The 15452-nt window shown below is 65.5% G+C and carries 13 protein-coding genes and 1 pseudogene; 10 read left to right on the top strand and 4 right to left on the bottom strand.

Going from position 1 to position 15452, the window contains the following annotated elements:
- Positions 1-20: 20 nt before the first annotated feature.
- Entirely contained in the window at positions 21-764 is a 744-nt protein-coding gene (locus NCT32_RS35385) for an SDR family NAD(P)-dependent oxidoreductase (protein ID WP_250478511.1), read from the bottom strand.
- 231 nt (positions 765-995) lie between these two features.
- On the opposite strand from NCT32_RS35385, the gene NCT32_RS35380 reads away from it, so the two are divergent.
- Positions 996-2363: an LLM class flavin-dependent oxidoreductase gene (locus NCT32_RS35380; protein WP_061116968.1), complete on the top strand. Its 1368-nt coding sequence runs from the start codon at positions 996-998 to the stop codon at positions 2361-2363.
- 54 nt (positions 2364-2417) lie between these two features.
- Here the strand turns inward: NCT32_RS35380 and NCT32_RS35375 are convergent, their stop codons facing one another.
- Both NCT32_RS35375 and NCT32_RS35370 read right to left on the bottom strand, forming a co-directional pair.
- A complete protein-coding gene (locus tag NCT32_RS35375; protein ID WP_250491404.1) occupies positions 2418-4025 on the bottom strand; it encodes a rhodanese-like domain-containing protein in 1608 nt (535 codons plus the stop codon).
- A gap of 24 nt (positions 4026-4049) precedes the next feature.
- Positions 4050-4310 (bottom strand): annotated as a pseudogene (locus tag NCT32_RS35370) (amino acid ABC transporter permease); the annotation flags it as partial.
- Positions 4311-4320: 10 nt separating this feature from the next.
- Between NCT32_RS35370 and NCT32_RS35365 the strand changes: the two are divergent.
- Complete coding sequence (locus tag NCT32_RS35365) at positions 4321-4842, top strand: hypothetical protein (RefSeq protein ID WP_143756295.1); 522 nt, start codon at positions 4321-4323, stop codon at positions 4840-4842.
- A gap of 82 nt (positions 4843-4924) precedes the next feature.
- Here the strand turns inward: NCT32_RS35365 and NCT32_RS35360 are convergent, their stop codons facing one another.
- Complete coding sequence (locus tag NCT32_RS35360) at positions 4925-5227, bottom strand: hypothetical protein (RefSeq protein ID WP_086960825.1); 303 nt, start codon at positions 5225-5227, stop codon at positions 4925-4927.
- A 530-nt stretch (positions 5228-5757) separates the two neighbouring features.
- On the opposite strand from NCT32_RS35360, the gene NCT32_RS35355 reads away from it, so the two are divergent.
- The 8 genes from NCT32_RS35355 to NCT32_RS35320 all read left to right on the top strand — a co-directional run bounded on the left by NCT32_RS35355 (position 5758) and on the right by NCT32_RS35320 (position 15435).
- Positions 5758-6792 (top strand): substrate-binding domain-containing protein, encoded by a 1035-nt coding sequence (locus tag NCT32_RS35355; RefSeq protein WP_061117255.1) that lies wholly within the window; start codon positions 5758-5760, stop codon positions 6790-6792.
- Positions 6793-6825: 33 nt separating this feature from the next.
- Entirely contained in the window at positions 6826-8307 is a 1482-nt protein-coding gene (locus NCT32_RS35350) for a sugar ABC transporter ATP-binding protein (RefSeq protein ID WP_061116972.1), read from the top strand.
- Positions 8304-9254, top strand: a complete 951-nt coding sequence (locus NCT32_RS35345; RefSeq protein ID WP_061116973.1) for an ABC transporter permease — start codon at positions 8304-8306, stop codon at positions 9252-9254. The genes NCT32_RS35350 and NCT32_RS35345 overlap by 4 nt, the downstream gene beginning before the upstream one ends.
- A complete protein-coding gene (locus NCT32_RS35340; RefSeq protein WP_061116974.1) occupies positions 9251-10237 on the top strand; it encodes an ABC transporter permease in 987 nt (328 codons plus the stop codon). The genes NCT32_RS35345 and NCT32_RS35340 overlap by 4 nt, the downstream gene beginning before the upstream one ends.
- A gap of 49 nt (positions 10238-10286) precedes the next feature.
- The gene (locus tag NCT32_RS35335) at positions 10287-11195 is read left to right on the top strand and encodes an SMP-30/gluconolactonase/LRE family protein (RefSeq protein ID WP_061117256.1); all 909 of its coding nucleotides are present in this window, start codon (positions 10287-10289) and stop codon (positions 11193-11195) included.
- A gap of 24 nt (positions 11196-11219) precedes the next feature.
- Positions 11220-12239, top strand: coding sequence for an ABC transporter substrate-binding protein (locus NCT32_RS35330; RefSeq protein WP_061116975.1), 1020 nt, complete (start codon positions 11220-11222; stop codon positions 12237-12239).
- 269 nt (positions 12240-12508) lie between these two features.
- Positions 12509-14341 (top strand): allophanate hydrolase, encoded by a 1833-nt coding sequence (gene atzF, locus NCT32_RS35325; protein ID WP_086960827.1) that lies wholly within the window; start codon positions 12509-12511, stop codon positions 14339-14341.
- Complete coding sequence (locus tag NCT32_RS35320; RefSeq protein WP_061116976.1) at positions 14338-15435, top strand: BMP family ABC transporter substrate-binding protein; 1098 nt, start codon at positions 14338-14340, stop codon at positions 15433-15435. The genes atzF and NCT32_RS35320 overlap by 4 nt, the downstream gene beginning before the upstream one ends.
- Positions 15436-15452 lie beyond the last annotated feature (17 nt).

Here is a 15452-nt window from a genome sequence, read left to right as displayed (position 1 = left end):
TAGGGAGCGGTATCGAAAAATCAGGCGTAGGGCGGGCCGCCGCCATCGACATAGAGACGCGTGCCGGTGACGAAGCGGGCATCGTCCGAGAGCAGATACGTGACCGCCGCCGCGACGTCGCCGGGCGTGCCGGGGCCTTGCAGCGCGGTGAGACGCGTGGGTTCGGCATCGGCCTGACCGGTCGCCATCGACGCGAAGCGCGGGGTCTCGATCGGGCCGGGCGCGACCGCGTTGACGCGCACGCCATGCGGCCCGTACTTGCGCCCGAGGCCCTGCACGAGCAGATCGAGCGCGGCGTTGACGCTCGAACCGGGGAAATGGTTCGGCGGCGGTGCAATGCCGCCGCGGCCGGAAATCGCGACGATCGCGCCCTTGCCCTGCGCGATGAAGCGCGGCAGCGCCGCACGGATCGGCCGCACAGAGCCGAGCAGCTTCGCATCGATGACGCGTTGCCAGTCGTCGTCGTCCAGGTCGAGAAAGTCGCCGAACGCGCCGACGTTCGTGCTGAGCACGAGGCCATCGAGACGGCCGAATCGTTGGTCGATGTGCGCAAAGGCCTCGCGTACGCGCCTGTCGTCGGCGACGTCCACGGAAAGCGGGACGACGCGGGGCAAGTCCGTGAAGAGCGGGGCATCGACGTTGCGCGAGGACGCGACGACATGCGCGCCCCCGAAAGCGAGTCTTCGCACGACGGCCGCGCCGAGCGCGCCGAATGCGCCTGTGACCCAGAAAACCCGGTCATTGAACTGGTCGTGACTGGACATGGACTGAACATGGAATGAAAGCTCTCCATGTTGGTCGCTCGTCTCGCCAGGACGAACGGATCATTTCGCGAAAGCTCTGCATGACGGGTCCACTGAGGTATCCACGACAGGCGTAATGGGTTTTGCAGCGACCGCTCAAATTGCTTAGCTGATTAACTTGGTTGGCGCGATGCGGCCTCTCTCCTAGTGTGTATCGCTGCGAAATGCCGGCCGGGACAAAGAGCGCGCACCATGAACAGACATCTCCATTTCAACGCGTTTCACATGAATGCACCCGCGCATTCGTGGGCCGGCTTCTGGCGGCATCCGCGCGACCGTTCTCTCGAACACAACACGCTCGACTACTGGGTCGAGCTTGCACGGACTGCCGAGCGTGGCCTGTTCGACGGCGTGTTTCTGGCCGATGTCTTCGGCATCTACGACGTCTATGGCGGTGGCGTCGACGCGACCCTGTTCGCCGCTGCGCAATCGCCCTCGCACGATCCGATGCTGACGGTGCCCGCGATGGCGCATGCGACCAAGCACTTGGGCTTCGGCGTGACCGTCAATCTGACGTACGAGCATCCGTATCAGTTCGCGCGGCGCTTTTCCACGCTCGATCATCTGACCGGCGGGCGCGCGGGCTGGAACGTCGTCACCGGATATCTGGAGAGCGCGGCCCGCGGCATGGGACTTGAGAAAGCGCGCGAGCACGATGAGCGCTACGCGGCGGGCGAGGACTTCCTCGAAGCCGTCTACAAGTTATGGGAAGGAAGCTGGACGGACGGCGCGGTCGTGCGTGACAAGCGCACGGGCAAGCCGTACACGGACCCGTCGAAGATCCGCCGCGTGTCGCACGAAGGGCCGTACTTTCGCGTCGATGGCTTCAACCTCGCGGAGCCCTCGCCGCAGCGCACGCCGGTGTTGTATCAGGCCGGGGCATCGGGACGCGGCAAGGCGTTCGCGGGCAAGCACGCGGAATGCGTGTTCCTCGAAGGCCAGACGCCTGCCATCGTCGCGGCGGCGGCGCGCGACATCCGCAAGCATGCCGTCGATGCCGGCCGCGCTCCCCACGACGTGCTCCTTTATCTCGGCGCGACGGTCGTGGTGGCCCGTACATCCAGGGAAGCGCGCGAGCTACACGCCGAATACGCGGAATATGTCGATACGCCCGGTCAACTGGCACTCGTGTCGGGATGGACCGGCATCGACTTCGCGGCGATGGATCTCGACGAGCCGATCCGCTTTGTCAAGAGCAACGCGCTGCAATCGACCGTCGAAAACCTGACGAAGCGTGCCGGGCGGCCGATCACGCCGCGCGACATGACGCGCTTCGATCAGATCGGCGGCCGCGGCCCGTTCATTGTTGGCGATCCGCGAGAAGTGGCGGATCAGCTCGTCGCGTGGGCCGATGAAACGGGCGTCGATGGCTTCAATCTGCGGCGCACGGTCATGCCGGAGAGCCTGCATGCGTTCGTCGATCTGGTCGTGCCGGAGTTGCAGAGCCGCGGCCGTTACCGCGCGGCCTATGCGGACGGCACCTTGCGGGAGAAGCTGTTCGCGGGCGGCGGGCCCCATCTGCGGGACACTCATCCCGGTGCGCGTTATCGGGCGGCCTGAGGAGCGCCGCCCGCGATGCGGTGCGCAACTGCCTGGGAAAGTCGCGCGCTTTTCTCAGATCACGAAAAAGCCGTGCGTGCCGTCGCGGTCCAGTTGCGCGACGAGGCCATACTCCCAATCGAGATACGCCTGCATGGCTTCGCGCGCATTGCCGACGCCCTCATAGGGACGGCGATAACGATCGATGGGCGGCGATGCGAGCTGCGACGCTCCGCCCTCGGTCGGCAGTGCCGCGCGTGTCCACGCCGCATTGCCGCCATCGAGCACGGACACAGACTTGCCGGTCAGTGCGGCGACATCCGCGGCGGCGAACGCCGCCAACGCGCCCGAGCCGCAGGTCAGCACGTAGCGCCGCGCGTCGGGCAGATTGCGCAAATCGTCGTAGCCGGGCGCGAGGTGCGAACGCAAGATCCAGTGCGCCGCGGGAATATGCGCTTTCACGAACTTCGCGCTTGGCGCGACGTCGAGCAGCACCACGCCGTGCGACGGATCGTCGAGAAGCGCGGCAAGGGCCTGCGGCGAAATCGTCGGTAAAGGCGCGGGCTGCGGCCGCTCGGGACGATACGGGCCGGTTTCCGTCAGGTCGCCGCGATTCGCGCCATCGACGACATAAGTTTCGATGTTCATCTGCGCGAGCCATGACGCGGTCATGTTCGCGCGCACGCCGTCGTCGTCGAAGAGCACGACGCGCGCGCCGTGCACCGGCGCATACATCTCCGTTTCCTGCACGAGCTGGCCGCCGGGCGCGTCCCGAAAGCCGGGCGCATGGCCGGCTTCGTAATCATCCGGCGTGCGCACGTCGAAGCGATACGTCGTGCGCGATGCTTCGCTCGCCCAGCGCGCCGCTTCGTCTAGCGAGGTGCGGCGCACGCCGGCGCGCGTGGCGAGCGCGTGCGCCGACCGGCGCGATGCATCGAGCGTATGCGGATCGCGTCCTGCATCGATATCGAAGCGCCGTTCGCTGCCGTGTTCGAGGGTCTTTCCCGCGAGCGTCCAGCCGATCGTGCCGTTGCGCAGGGCTGCGACGGGGTTCGGCAGCTTGGCGTTGACGAGCGATTGCGCGCCGATGATGCTGCGCGTCCTGCCCGCGCAGTTCACGACGATGCGCGTCGCCGGATCCGGCGCGAGCGCACGTGCGCGCAGCACCAGTTCCGCGCCGGGCACGCTGACGCTGCCGGGAATGTTCATCGTGCGGTATTCGCCGAAGCGGCGCGCGTCGAGCACGACCACGTCCGCGCCGCTCTTTTGCAAGGCGTCGAGCGCTTCGGCCGAAAGCGATGGCGTGTGGCGCCGCGCTTCCACGAACTCGCCGAACGCCTTGCTCGGCACGTTGACGTCGCGGAACACTTCGCCGCCTGCGCGAATCCAGCCGTCGAGGCCGCCCGCGAGCAGCGCGACCTGCCTGAAGCCGAGTGCGGCGAACCGCTCGAAGGCGCGTGCCGCGAGTCCTTCGCCGTCGTCGAACAGCACGATCGGCACGTCGCGGCGCGGCAGGCACGTGCAGGCATCGAGTTCGATGCGGGCAAGCGGAAAATTCGCTGCGAACAGCGGATGACACTGCGCGTGCGGATCTTCCTCGCGCACGTCGAGCAGGGCGAGCTCCCCTTTGGAAAGGAGCGTTTCGCGCACGTCTTCATACGTGCGCAGCGGATAAGAGGTCATTCCGGCAGATTCGATGTGACGGGTTTACTGGACGTTCACGCGGCGTTCGAGCCAGCGCGTGAAGCGCGAAACCGGATAGCAATACGCGAAGAACACGACGAGCGTGGCGACATACGTGAGCACCGTGAAGCTGGAACGCGCGACCGTGCTGCTCGCGATCTGCGCGGTATCGATCAGATCGTGGATGCCGAGGAGCGAAGACAGCGCCGTGCCCATCGTGATGATCGCATACACGTTCGTCCACGGCGGCAACATGCGGCGCGCGCATTGCGGCAGCACGATATGCGTGACGCTCGTGCGCAATCGACGCGCCGCGGACTTCGATGCGCCGCCACGCGCGCAGGCATGGATCGCGCCGCCGGTGGCCGCGCAACGATTGCGGGAGGGCGCGGCGGGCTTCGTCGCGGGATCGAGCGCGGCGTACCGGAAGGGTCATCCGGCGGGCGCGGAGTGGGTCAACCGCGCGCGTCTCGATGCGGTCATCGACACGTTGCGCGAGAAACAGGCCGCCGTCGTGTTCGGCGACGACGACACGCTCGCTTCGCTCGTCGCGATCGATCTGCGCGAACGCGTGCCGGACGCGCAGATCGAATGCGTGCGCGGCGGCGTCGCGGCGTGGCGCGCGGCCGACTTGCCGGTGGATGCCACGCCGCAGCATCCCGCCGACGAAGCGCGGATCGACTATCTGTTCTGGGCGCACGATCGTCACGAGGGCAACGTCGCGGCGATCACGAAGTATCTGCAATGGGAGGAGCAGTTGCCCGCGCAAATCGGCGATGCTGCGCGCGCCGGTTATCGTCTGCACAGGCCGCGTTGATGCGGGCGCGTCGGGTGGCGCGCGCTAGCACGCCGTGGCCGATCGAGAGCCTTTTCCGCGCACGGAGGATCAGTAACGATCGTCAGCGTCGCGCGGGATCGTCGTCAGAAGCGTTCTCGTGAAAGATCTCCATGTCGACGGTTCTGCCGTCATCGCCGAACGCGCGCGGCGCCCGGCGCAGCGCGCGCGTCTTCCACCAGAGATAGCCGACGACGATCGTGCCGACCCCGAAGAGGATGGCGAGCAGGATCAGCGACAGCATCGCGGCCGCGACGAGCACGATCACGCTCAGAACGACGGCCAGCGACCGGCCGAGCCAGCCCGGGCCGCCGGCCTGGGTTTCATTCTTGTAAGCCACACGCCGTGGCGATTCGCCGTTCTCCATTACTTGTTTCTCCGCTGCGGTTTGACGACTATCGGAATGCGGCGATCAGCGATCCTCCGCCTGAATCCGAGCCGCTGACGTTGTGCGTGCAAACGTCCTCAATGATAAATCGCTTCGGAATACGCCGATGTTTGCCTCCGCCAGCGCATTCACGGATGCTCGCGCGATGAGGGTAATCCCGCACTCGCAAGCGTCGTCCGCACGGCAACCAATTACCGTCGAACGAGTCGGATCGTGTGAAACGTGACGCGCCGCGTGACGCCGCGCGCCTGGCGCTCGTCGATTAAGGCCCGACGTTTTCTCCAACGCTGTTACCGGTAACGTCTGCGATTGCACGAGCCACCCAACAGTCGCTATACTGGCTCCGCGATCGAGTGGCCTGACCACTACGATTGGCCTGACCGCAGGACGAATCAAGCAGACAGACTGGAAGCGTCGCATCGGCACTCCGTCGATGCGCCCGGAAGGGGCGTGCTGTAGATAAAGTCGCTCAGCGCCTCTCGACAAGAAAAATGAAAGGAGACGACTCGATGTTCCGTAAAGGAGTGCAGGTGAGAGCCGCGCTGGCGCTCGCCGCTTGCGCGCTCGCAGGCGGCGCGCACGCGCAGGTCGCGACCGGCGACACCGCGCAGAAGAAGATCGCGTTATCGAACAGCTTCGCGGGTAACGCGTGGCGGCAGTCGATGCTCAAGAGCTGGAGCGCCGTCGCCCAGCAGGCGGTGGCCGACAAGAAGATCGCGGCCGCGCCCGCGTTCACGACCGCCGAAAATCAGGTGACGGAACAGGCGCAGCAGGTTCAGAACCTGATCTTGCAAGGCTATAACGCGATCGTCATCGACGCGGTATCGCCGACCGCGCTCAACGGTACGATCAAGAAAGCCTGCGCCGCGGGCGTGGTCGTCGTGTCGTTCGATGGCGTCGTCGACGAGCCGTGCGCGTATCGCGTCAATTTCGACTTCAAGGGCTGGGCGGAGCAGGGCGTCGACTATCTGGCGACGAAGCTCGACGGCAAGGGCAACATACTGGAAGTGCGCGGCGTGGCAGGCATTTCCGTCGACAACCTCATGCACGAGGGCGTGCTGGAAGGGCTCAAGAAGCATCCGGGGCTCAAGCTCGTCGGCTCCGTGAACGGCGACTGGACGCAATCGGTCGCGCAGAAGGCGGTGGCCGGCATTCTTCCGACACTGCCGCAAGTCGATGGCGTCGCCACCGAAGGCGAGATGTCGTTTGGCATCGCGCAGGCGTTCAAGGCCGCGAATCGTCCCGCGCCGCCGATGATCATCGGCAGCACCTATCCCGAACTGCAATGGTGGAGCGAGCAGGCGAAGACCGGTTATGAGTCGCGCTCGCTGTCGAATCCGCCGGGCGCGGTGTCGTTTGCGTTCTGGGTCGCGCAGCAGGTGCTCGCGGGCAAGAAAATCCCGAAGGAAGTGACGATCAACGTGCCGCTGCTCGCCATCTCGCAACAGGCGTTGCCGGCGAAGCTCGCCGCGACGCCACCGGGCGGCATCGCCGATGTGACGTACACGCTGCCGCAGACCGTGGCCTTGCTCGACAAGAAGTAAGCATGTGACGTCGCCACGCATGGAGGCATGTGAATGAGCGCAACACCCGGCACAGAGGAACAGCGCGCGCTGATTCGCTTCGAAGGCGTCGGCAAGACCTTCGGGCGGGTGCGCGCGCTCGCGGACATCGACTTCGCATTCATGCGCGGCGAATGCGTGGGTATCGCGGGACACAACGGCGCGGGCAAATCCACGCTCATGGCCGTGCTCGCGGGCGTGTATGCGCCGACGCAGGGCCGCATCGAAGTGGACGGCCAGAACGCACCGCACTACGACGCCAACGCCGCGCGCGAAGCCGGCGTGCGCTGCGTATTTCAGGAGCTTTCACTGTGCGCAAACCTGACGGTCGCGGAGAACATGACGATCGTGCATCCGCGCTTGCGCGGACGCGGCTGGCGGCGCAGGGCCACGGCGCTCATGCGCGAGAAGCTCGAAGAAATTTTTCCGGGTAACGGGCTCAAGGGCAACGAACTCGTCTCCGATCTGACGCTCACGCAACAGCAGATGGTCGAGATCGCGCGCGGGTTCACGGTGACGGACGCGCCCGTACGTCTCGTGATCCTCGACGAGCCGACGTCCTCCCTCGATGCCCATACCGCCGATCAACTGCTCGCCTTCGTGCGGCGCGCGGCGCAGCGCGGCATCACATGCCTGCTCATCACGCACATGCTCGGCGAAATCGAGCGCGTCGCGGATCGCGTCATGGTGATGCGCGACGGCGGCATCGTCGGCGTGCTGCCGGGCAGCGAGGCGAACCGGGCGTCGATCATTCAGGCGATGGGCCAGCATCTCGAAGCGGAGAAGACGCCGGCCGCCGCGCGCATGCGCAACGAACAGCGCGACGAAAAGCCTTTTCGCTGGCACGTCGGCGCGAGGAAACATACGTCGATCGAGGCGTCGCGCGGGGAGATCGTCGGATTCGCGGGACTCGCCGGGCAAGGTCAGACTGAAGCGCTGCTTGCCATCTACGAGGCAGCGACGGGCCACGGCGCGGGGCGCATGAAAGCCGCGTTCGTGGCGGGCGATCGCGGGCGCGACGGCGTGTTCCCGGTGTGGTCCATCGCGCAGAATCTCGATTTGCGGTGGCTCGTCGGCGGCGCGAAACGCAAGCACGGTCTCGTCGATCTCGCGGCGGCGCGCGCGCTCGTGGAAGCGTGGCGCGCGAAGATCGGCATACGCGGCGCGCCGATGAGCGCGGGCATCCTGTCGCTTTCGGGCGGCAACCAGCAGAAGGTGCTGTTCGCGCGCGCGCTTTCGTCGGACGCGCAGCTCATCCTCATGGACGATCCGACGCGCGGCGTCGATGTCGGCACCAAACGCGACATCTACCGGCTCGTTCACGACGAAGCCGCGAAAGGCCGCACCTTCATCTGGTACACGACGGAAAACGAAGAGCTGTCGCATTGCGACCGCACGTATGTTTTTCGCTCGTCGGCGGTGACGCGCGTGCTGCATGCCGACGAATGCACGGAAGAAGCGCTGCTCGCCGCAAGTTTCGAGGAGCAGGCCGCATGACATCCGCGCGCATCACGTTCCGGGACACGCAAGCGCGTCTGCGCGCGCTGCTTCCCGCCATCTCGCTCGTCGCGGTGCTGGTGCCGATTCTCGTCATGCAACCCACGGTGATGAGCTATTTCGGATCGAGCCTGCTGCTCAATCTCGCGGTGCCGATCGTGCTGGCCACACTCGCGCAGCTCGCGATCATCACCGTCAACGATCTCGACTTGTCCATCGGTCCGTTCGTGAGTCTCGTCGCGTGCATCGGCGCGACGCTGCTCGTCAAGCAGCCGTGGCTCGGCGCGCTCGCGCTCGCCGCCTGTGTGCTCGCGTATGCCGCCGTCGGCGCGCTGATCGAACTGCGCCAGATTCCGTCGATCGTCGTGACGCTCGGGCTGTCCTTCGTGTGGAGCGGGCTTGCGATCGTGCTGCTGCCTTCGCCGGGCGGCACGAGCCCCGGCTGGCTCGGCACGGCGATGAGCTATCAGACGCCGGTCATCGCCGCGCCGATCGTGTGGTCGGTGCTGATCGCCATCGTCGGACACATTCTGCTGATGCGCACGTCGGCTGGCGTGCGCATCCGCGGCGCGGGCGGCAATCCGCGCGCGATGCGGCGCTTCGGCTGGTCGCTCGTGCGCAGCAAGGCGACGCTCTATGGCATCGCGGGCGTGTTCGGCGTGCTGTCCGGCCTTTCGCTGCTCGGGCTCACGACGTCCGCCGACGCGAATCTCGCCCTGCGCTACACGCTGCTTTCGATTGCGGCGGTCATACTCGGCGGCGGCGAATTCGTCGGCGGGCGCGTATCGGTCATCGGCGCGGTGCTCGGTGCGATCACGCTCACGCTCGCGGCGTCGTTCCTCGCCTTTCTCAACATTTCGGCGGATTGGCAAGTCGGTATGCAGGGCGCGATCCTGATCGTCGTGCTGTCGTTGCGCGTGCTGCTGCAACGCGGGGAGCGGCAATGAAATCGCAGACATCGGGCGAAGCGCTCGCCAACAACGACACCGCGTGGGCGCGGCTCAAGGGCATTCAGGCGCCGTGGGCGTGGTCCTTCGTCGGCACCGTGCTCGTGTGGTTCGGCATCGTCGGCATCTTCGGCTTCGGCATCGCGAGCAATGTCGCGCAGACGGCCCTCACCTACGGCGTGTTCATGGTGCTGGTCGGTCTCGGGCAAATGCTCGTCATCACCTCGGGTGTCGGCAACATCGACCTATCGGTGCCATCGACGATCGCGCTCGCGGGCGTCGTCGGCATGCACGCGATGGGCGGGCTCAACGGCCAGATCGCGCTCGGCGTGGCGGCGGCGCTCGGCGTGGGCGTGGCGGTCGGGCTCGCGAACTACACGCTGATCCGGCTGCTGCGCATTCCGCCCATCATCGCGACGCTATCGTCGAGCTTCATCATTCAGTCGATCGCCATCACGCAGGGGCGTCAGCTTCCGCCGCCGCCGCCCGCGCTCGGCGCGTTCGCCACGAGCCGGCTCTTGTATGTGCCGTATATCGCGCTCGTCGCGCTCGCCTTGTCGGTCGCGCTTGCCGTGCTGCTTCATCGCGCCGTGTATGGGCGCAGGCTTTCGGCCATCGGACAGAATCCGCGCGCGGCGTGGCTTGCGGGCGTGAATGTGCATCGCACGCGGTGCCTCGCCTACGTGCTTTCGTCGATGATCGCGGCGCTCACGGCGCTTCTGCTCGCGGCGACATCGGGCGGCGCGTCGCTCGATATGGGCGTCGAGTACATGCTGATCTCGATTGCCGTGGTCGTGATCGGCGGCACGCTGGTCACGGGCGGCAAGGCGACGATCGTCGGCGTGTGGGGCGCCTCGATGTTCCTGTTTCTCACGAACGCCGCGCTCAACGCGGTCGGCGCCGATGCGGGCGTGCGCTCGATCGTCTACGGCGTGCTCATCATCGCGGTGACGGTCGCGGCTGGCGGAAAGCCGGCGCGCTGACATGGCAATCCACAAGGACGACACGAGGACGACACAAGGACGAGGCGACATGAAACCCAGCGATTTCGAAGTGCATGATCCGCGTTTCAGGCTGCTGCTTCAGCCGAACGCGTTCCTTTCCCGCCTGACGGACGAATGCCTCTGGGCCGAAGGGCCGGTCTATTTTCCGGCGACGGACCTGCTCGTCTGGAGCGACATACCGAATAACCGCATGTTGCGCTGGGCGCCGGGGATGGGCGTCGGCGTATTTCGCGCGCCATCGAACTACAGCAACGGCAACACGCGCGACCGCGAAGGGCGGCTCGTGAGCTGCGAGCACGGCGCGCGGCGCGTGACGCGCACCGAGCACGACGGCAGTGTGACGGTGCTTGCCTCGCACTTCGAAGGCAAGCGGCTGAACTCGCCGAACGATGTCGTCGTCGATTCGAAGGGCGACATCTGGTTCACGGACCCCGATTACGGCATTCTGAGCGACTACGAAGGCTATCGCGCCGAGAGCGAGATCGGCCGATGCAACGTGTATCGCGTATCGCCCGACGGCGCGCGCGTGCAACTCGTCTGCGACGACTTCGTGAAGCCCAACGGCCTGGCCTTTTCGCCGGACGAATCGCGGCTCTATATCGCGGATTCCGCCGCTTCCCATGACGACCACGCGCCGCGCCACATCCGCGTGTTCGATGTATCGGGCGAAGGCGTATTGCGTAACGGCCGAGTGTTCATCGAGATGCAAAGCGGCGTGCCGGACGGCATGCGGATCGACGAGCACGGCAATGTCTGGACGAGCGCGGAAGACGGCGTGCACTGCTACGCGCCCGACGGCGCGCTGCTCGGCAAGATTCTGATACCCGAGGTCGTCGCGAATCTGACGTTCGGCGGAATCAATCGCAATCGCCTGTTCATCGCGGCGACGTCATCGATCTATTCGCTTCATGTCGGCGTGCGCGGCGCGGGGCGATGAAAACATCAATAACCGGAGACGAGCATGAAGACAAGAATACTTGCCGTGGCGCTGTGCATGGCTACCGCGTCGGCGGGCGCGTCGGCGCAGGTCGCAACGGGCGACACGGCGTCGATGAAGATCGCGCTGTCGAACAACTACGCGGGCAATAGCTGGCGCCAGCAGATGCTCAAGAGCTGGGCCAACGTTGCCGATCCGGCCGTCAAGCAGAAGGTCGTCGCGGCGGCGCCCAGCTTCACGACGGCGGAGAGCCAGGCGACCGAGCAGGTCCAGCAGATTCAAAACCTCATCCTGCAAGGCTTCAAGGCCATCGCCGTCGATGCCGTTTCGCCCACGGCGCTCAACGGCGTCATCAAGCAGGCGTGCGGCGCGGGCGTGACGGTCGTATCGTTCGATGGCATCGCGACCGAGCCGTGCGCGTATCGCATTGCGGTGGATTTTCAGGGCATGGGCCGGATGCAGGTCGATTACCTGGCGAAGCGGCTGAACGGTAAAGGCAATCTGCTGGAAATTCGCGGACTCGCCGGCGTCTCCGTGGACGATGAGATTCATCAGGGCATCGTCGATGAGCTCAAGAAATATCCGGGGATGAAGATCGTCGGTTCGGTGCATGGAGACTGGACGCAGACGGTCGCGCAAAAGCAGGTCGCGGGCATCCTGCCGACCTTGCCGAAGATCGACGGCGTGGTCACGCAAGGCGGCGACGGCTTCGGCGCTGCGCAGGCGCTCAAGGCCGCGGGCCGGCCGACGCCGATCATCATTCTCGGCAACCGGCAGGAAGAGCTCGCCTGGTGGGCCGATCAGAAGAAGAGCGGTTACGAGACGATGTCGGTGACGATCCCGCCGGGCGCGTCCTCGTTCGCATTCTGGGTGACGCAGCAGATTCTTGCCGGCAAGAAGGTGCCGCACGACATTCGTATGCCAGTCTTGGAAGTGAAGCCGGAAGAGCTCGACGCGGTGCTCGCCAGGACGCCTGCGGGTGCGTTGGCGAACAAGGAATACACGCGCGAGGAAGTCGTCGCGGTGGTGGATGGGAAGAAGTAGGAAAAGTCGGGAGGGTGGGGGCGGTTGCTCGAGCCGCCCCGACATCGCGCCGTCGTCCTGACGATCGCGGATGTCTTCTGACGCGACGGCCGAGTGCACCGTCAGCGGGATTCATCGCACCACGAGTGGGTTGCCGCTGAACCCGAATGGATCACGGCAGAGCGGCACGGGTCGGCGACACTAACGCCAAGTGCTTGTTTCAAAACCCGAAGTTATCACTGGCACGGACAGTGCATTAATGCGTTCAACTTGTATTCAAGATTGAACTCATGAAAGCGACTGCTGTCACCGACGACAACGCGCCGCTCACCATCCGCGCACTTCTCGATGCCTACGCGCGCGGCGACACCGATCCGCAGCGAATCGTCGCCGCGACGCTGGCGCGCATCGACGCCAGCGCGCGGCCGGAAGCATGGACGCTCGTCGTTCCCACGTCGGATCTGCAAGCGACAGCGGCGTCGCTTGCACGCGAACTCGCTGAAGCCGGGCCCGCGATCTTCAAGAGCAAGCCTCTCTTCGGCGTGCCGTTCGCGGTAAAGGACAACATCGATATCGCGGGCTTGCCGACGACCGCCGCATGCCCCGCCTTCGCCTACACGCCCGCCGAAACGGCGTTCGCGGTGCAGCGTCTCATCGATGCGGGCGCGATACTTATCGGCAAGACGAATCTCGATCAGTTCGCGACCGGGCTCGTCGGCACCCGTTCGCCGCACGGCGCCGTGCGACAGGTTAGCCATCCGGAATATGTGTCGGGCGGATCGAGTTCCGGTTCGGCGGTGTCGGTGGCGCAGGGCATCGTCGCGTTTTCCCTCGGCACCGATACCGCCGGTTCGGGCCGCGTGCCGGCGGGCTTCAACGGCATCGTCGGATTGAAACCGTCGTTGGGACTGGTCAGCAAGCGCGGCGTCGTGCCCGCATGCAGGAGCCTCGATACGCTGTCGATCTTCGCGCACGACGTCGCCGATGCCTGGCTCGTCCTACAACAGATGGCCGCTTTCGATCCGCTCGACGGTTATTCGCGCCGTGTCGCATCGCTCGGTTTGCTGCCGGATGCGCCGCGTCTCGCGATTCCGGACACGCTCGAATTTTTCGGCGATACGCAGGCGGCCGACGCGTTCGCGGCGACGCTCGATCGCCTGAACCTCGCGCCCGCGACGTTTCCCTTCGCGCCCATGCAACGCACGGCGGCGTTGCTCTACGACGGCCCCTGGGTCGCGGAACGCCGCGCGGCGCTGGGCGGGTTCTTCGTCACAAATCACGACGACATCGATCCGACCGTAGCGAAGGTGATCGGCAAAGCGGATGCCTTTTCCGCCGCCGATGCCTACGACGCGCAATACGAGCTCATGCTGCTCAAGCGCGAGGCGGAAGCGCTGTTCGACGACATCGACATCCTGATCGTGCCCACGACGCCGACGCATCCGACCATCGCGGAGGTGCAGGCGAAACCGGTCGAAGTGAACAGCCGTCTCGGCATCTACACGAATTTCGTCAATCTGCTCGATCTGTGCGCGCTTGCCGTGCCGGGTCTGCCGCGCGCCGATGGTCTGCCCGCGGGCATCACGCTGATCGGCCCGTCGGGCGCGGATCAGCGGCTCGCGGTGCTCGGTGCAAAGTTTCAGGCGCTTATCGATGCAGACATCGATCCGCTGCCGCTTCAGGAGCCGAGCGTCACGCTGGCCGTCGTCGGCGCACATCTGCGCAACATGCCGCTCGAATGGCAGATGAAGCAGGCGGGCGCGCGGTTCATCGAGGAAACGGTGACGTCGCCGCATTACCGGCTCTACGCATTGGCCGATACCCAGCCGCCGAAGCCCGGACTTGTGCGTACCCGAAACGATGGCACCTCGATCGCCATCGAGTTATGGGACATGCCCGTGCGGACCTTCGGCGCATTCGTCGCGGCGATTCCCGCGCCGCTCGGCATCGGCACGGTCACGACCGCCGATGGCCGCATCGTCAAAGGGTTCATCTGCGAACCCGCCGCCGTCGCGCCTGAAAGCGGCGCACGCGACATCACGTCGTTCGGCGGCTGGCGCGCGTACCGGCACAGCCTCGTCTCATCATCCAGCGATCAACTCAAACAGGAAGCTACGTCATGACCAATCGCCGCCAGTTCATCAAAGGCGCGGGCGCACTCGCGCTCGGCAGCGCGCTGCCGTTCGACCTCGCCTTCGGCGCAAGCAATCTCACCGTCGGCGTGATCTATGTCGGCGCGAAGGGCGATTACGGCTATAACCAGGCGCAGGCGCAGGCCGCGGCGATCATCAAGAAGATGCCGGGCGTGAAGGTGGTCGAGGAAGAGAACGTGCCCGAGACCGTCGCCGTGCAAAAGACGATGGAAGCGATGATCGAACAGGACGGCGCGACGCTCATCTTCGCGACCTCGTTCGGTTACTTCGATCCGCACGTGCTCAAGATGGCCGCGAAGTACCCGAAGGTCCGCTTCGCGCATTGCGGCGGTTTGTGGAAGCAGGGCAATCCGCCGAATATCGCGAGCTACTTCGGCTATATCGATGAATGTCAGTATCTCAACGGCGTCGTCGCGGGACACGCGAGCAAGAGCAAGAAGCTCGGCTTCGTCGCCGCCAAGCCGATTCCGCAAGTGCTGCGCAATATCAACGCATTCACGCTCGGCGCGCAATCGGTGGATCCTTCGATCACCACGCACGTCATCTTCACCGGCGACTGGTCGATGCCGGTCAAGGAAGCCGAAGCGGCCAACAGTCTCGTCGATCAGGGATGCGACGTGCTGACCTGTCACGTCGATGGCCCGAAGGTCGTCATCGAAACGGCGGAGAAACGCGGCGCGATGAGTTGCGGTTATCACGCGAGTCAGGCTGCGCTTGCGCCGAAGGGTTATCTGACGGGCGCGGAGTGGGACTGGGCGACGCCCTTCAAGGAACTCGTCACGGACGCGCAAACCGCGAAGCCGCAGCCGAACATCCTGCGCGGCGGCCTGAGAGAAGGCTTCGTGAAGATGTCGCCCTACGGCGCGAAGGTCACCGCCGACGCGAAGTCGAATGCGGACGCTATCAAATCGAAAATGGCGGCGGGCGACTACGTGATCTTCAAAGGCCCGATGAAGGACAACAAGGGCGGCAGCGCCATTGCATCGGGCACGGCTTACGCGCAGACGGATATCAAGCTCGAAAGCATGAACTATCTCGTCGCGGGCGTCGTCGGGCAGATCTGATTCAAACCTTCGCGGAG

The organism is Caballeronia sp. INML2 (assembly GCF_023631365.1).
GTDB classification, from domain to species: domain Bacteria; phylum Pseudomonadota; class Gammaproteobacteria; order Burkholderiales; family Burkholderiaceae; genus Caballeronia; species Caballeronia turbans.
The sequence above is the reverse complement of the archived record's forward strand: the minus strand, read 5'-3'. Positions and strand labels throughout refer to the sequence as shown.

Excerpts from the sequence above, each read along its gene's own strand:
- NCT32_RS35380 (WP_061116968.1), top strand. The coding sequence starts at position 996 with ATGAACAGACATCTCCATTTCAACGCGTTTCACATGAATGCACCCGCG.
- NCT32_RS35335 (WP_061117256.1), top strand. The coding sequence starts at position 10,287 with ATGAAACCCAGCGATTTCGAAGTGCATGATCCGCGTTTCAGGCTGCTG.
- NCT32_RS35345 (WP_061116973.1), top strand. The coding sequence starts at position 8,304 with ATGACATCCGCGCGCATCACGTTCCGGGACACGCAAGCGCGTCTGCGC.
- NCT32_RS35375 (WP_250491404.1), bottom strand. The coding sequence starts at position 4,025 with ATGACCTCTTATCCGCTGCGCACGTATGAAGACGTGCGCGAAACGCTC.
- NCT32_RS35320 (WP_061116976.1), top strand. The coding sequence starts at position 14,338 with ATGACCAATCGCCGCCAGTTCATCAAAGGCGCGGGCGCACTCGCGCTC.
- NCT32_RS35385 (WP_250478511.1), bottom strand. The coding sequence starts at position 764 with ATGTCCAGTCACGACCAGTTCAATGACCGGGTTTTCTGGGTCACAGGC.
- NCT32_RS35355 (WP_061117255.1), top strand. The coding sequence starts at position 5,758 with ATGTTCCGTAAAGGAGTGCAGGTGAGAGCCGCGCTGGCGCTCGCCGCT.
- atzF (WP_086960827.1), top strand. The coding sequence starts at position 12,509 with ATGAAAGCGACTGCTGTCACCGACGACAACGCGCCGCTCACCATCCGC.
- NCT32_RS35330 (WP_061116975.1), top strand. The coding sequence starts at position 11,220 with ATGAAGACAAGAATACTTGCCGTGGCGCTGTGCATGGCTACCGCGTCG.
- NCT32_RS35350 (WP_061116972.1), top strand. The coding sequence starts at position 6,826 with ATGAGCGCAACACCCGGCACAGAGGAACAGCGCGCGCTGATTCGCTTC.
- NCT32_RS35340 (WP_061116974.1), top strand. The coding sequence starts at position 9,251 with ATGAAATCGCAGACATCGGGCGAAGCGCTCGCCAACAACGACACCGCG.
- NCT32_RS35360 (WP_086960825.1), bottom strand. The coding sequence starts at position 5,227 with ATGGAGAACGGCGAATCGCCACGGCGTGTGGCTTACAAGAATGAAACC.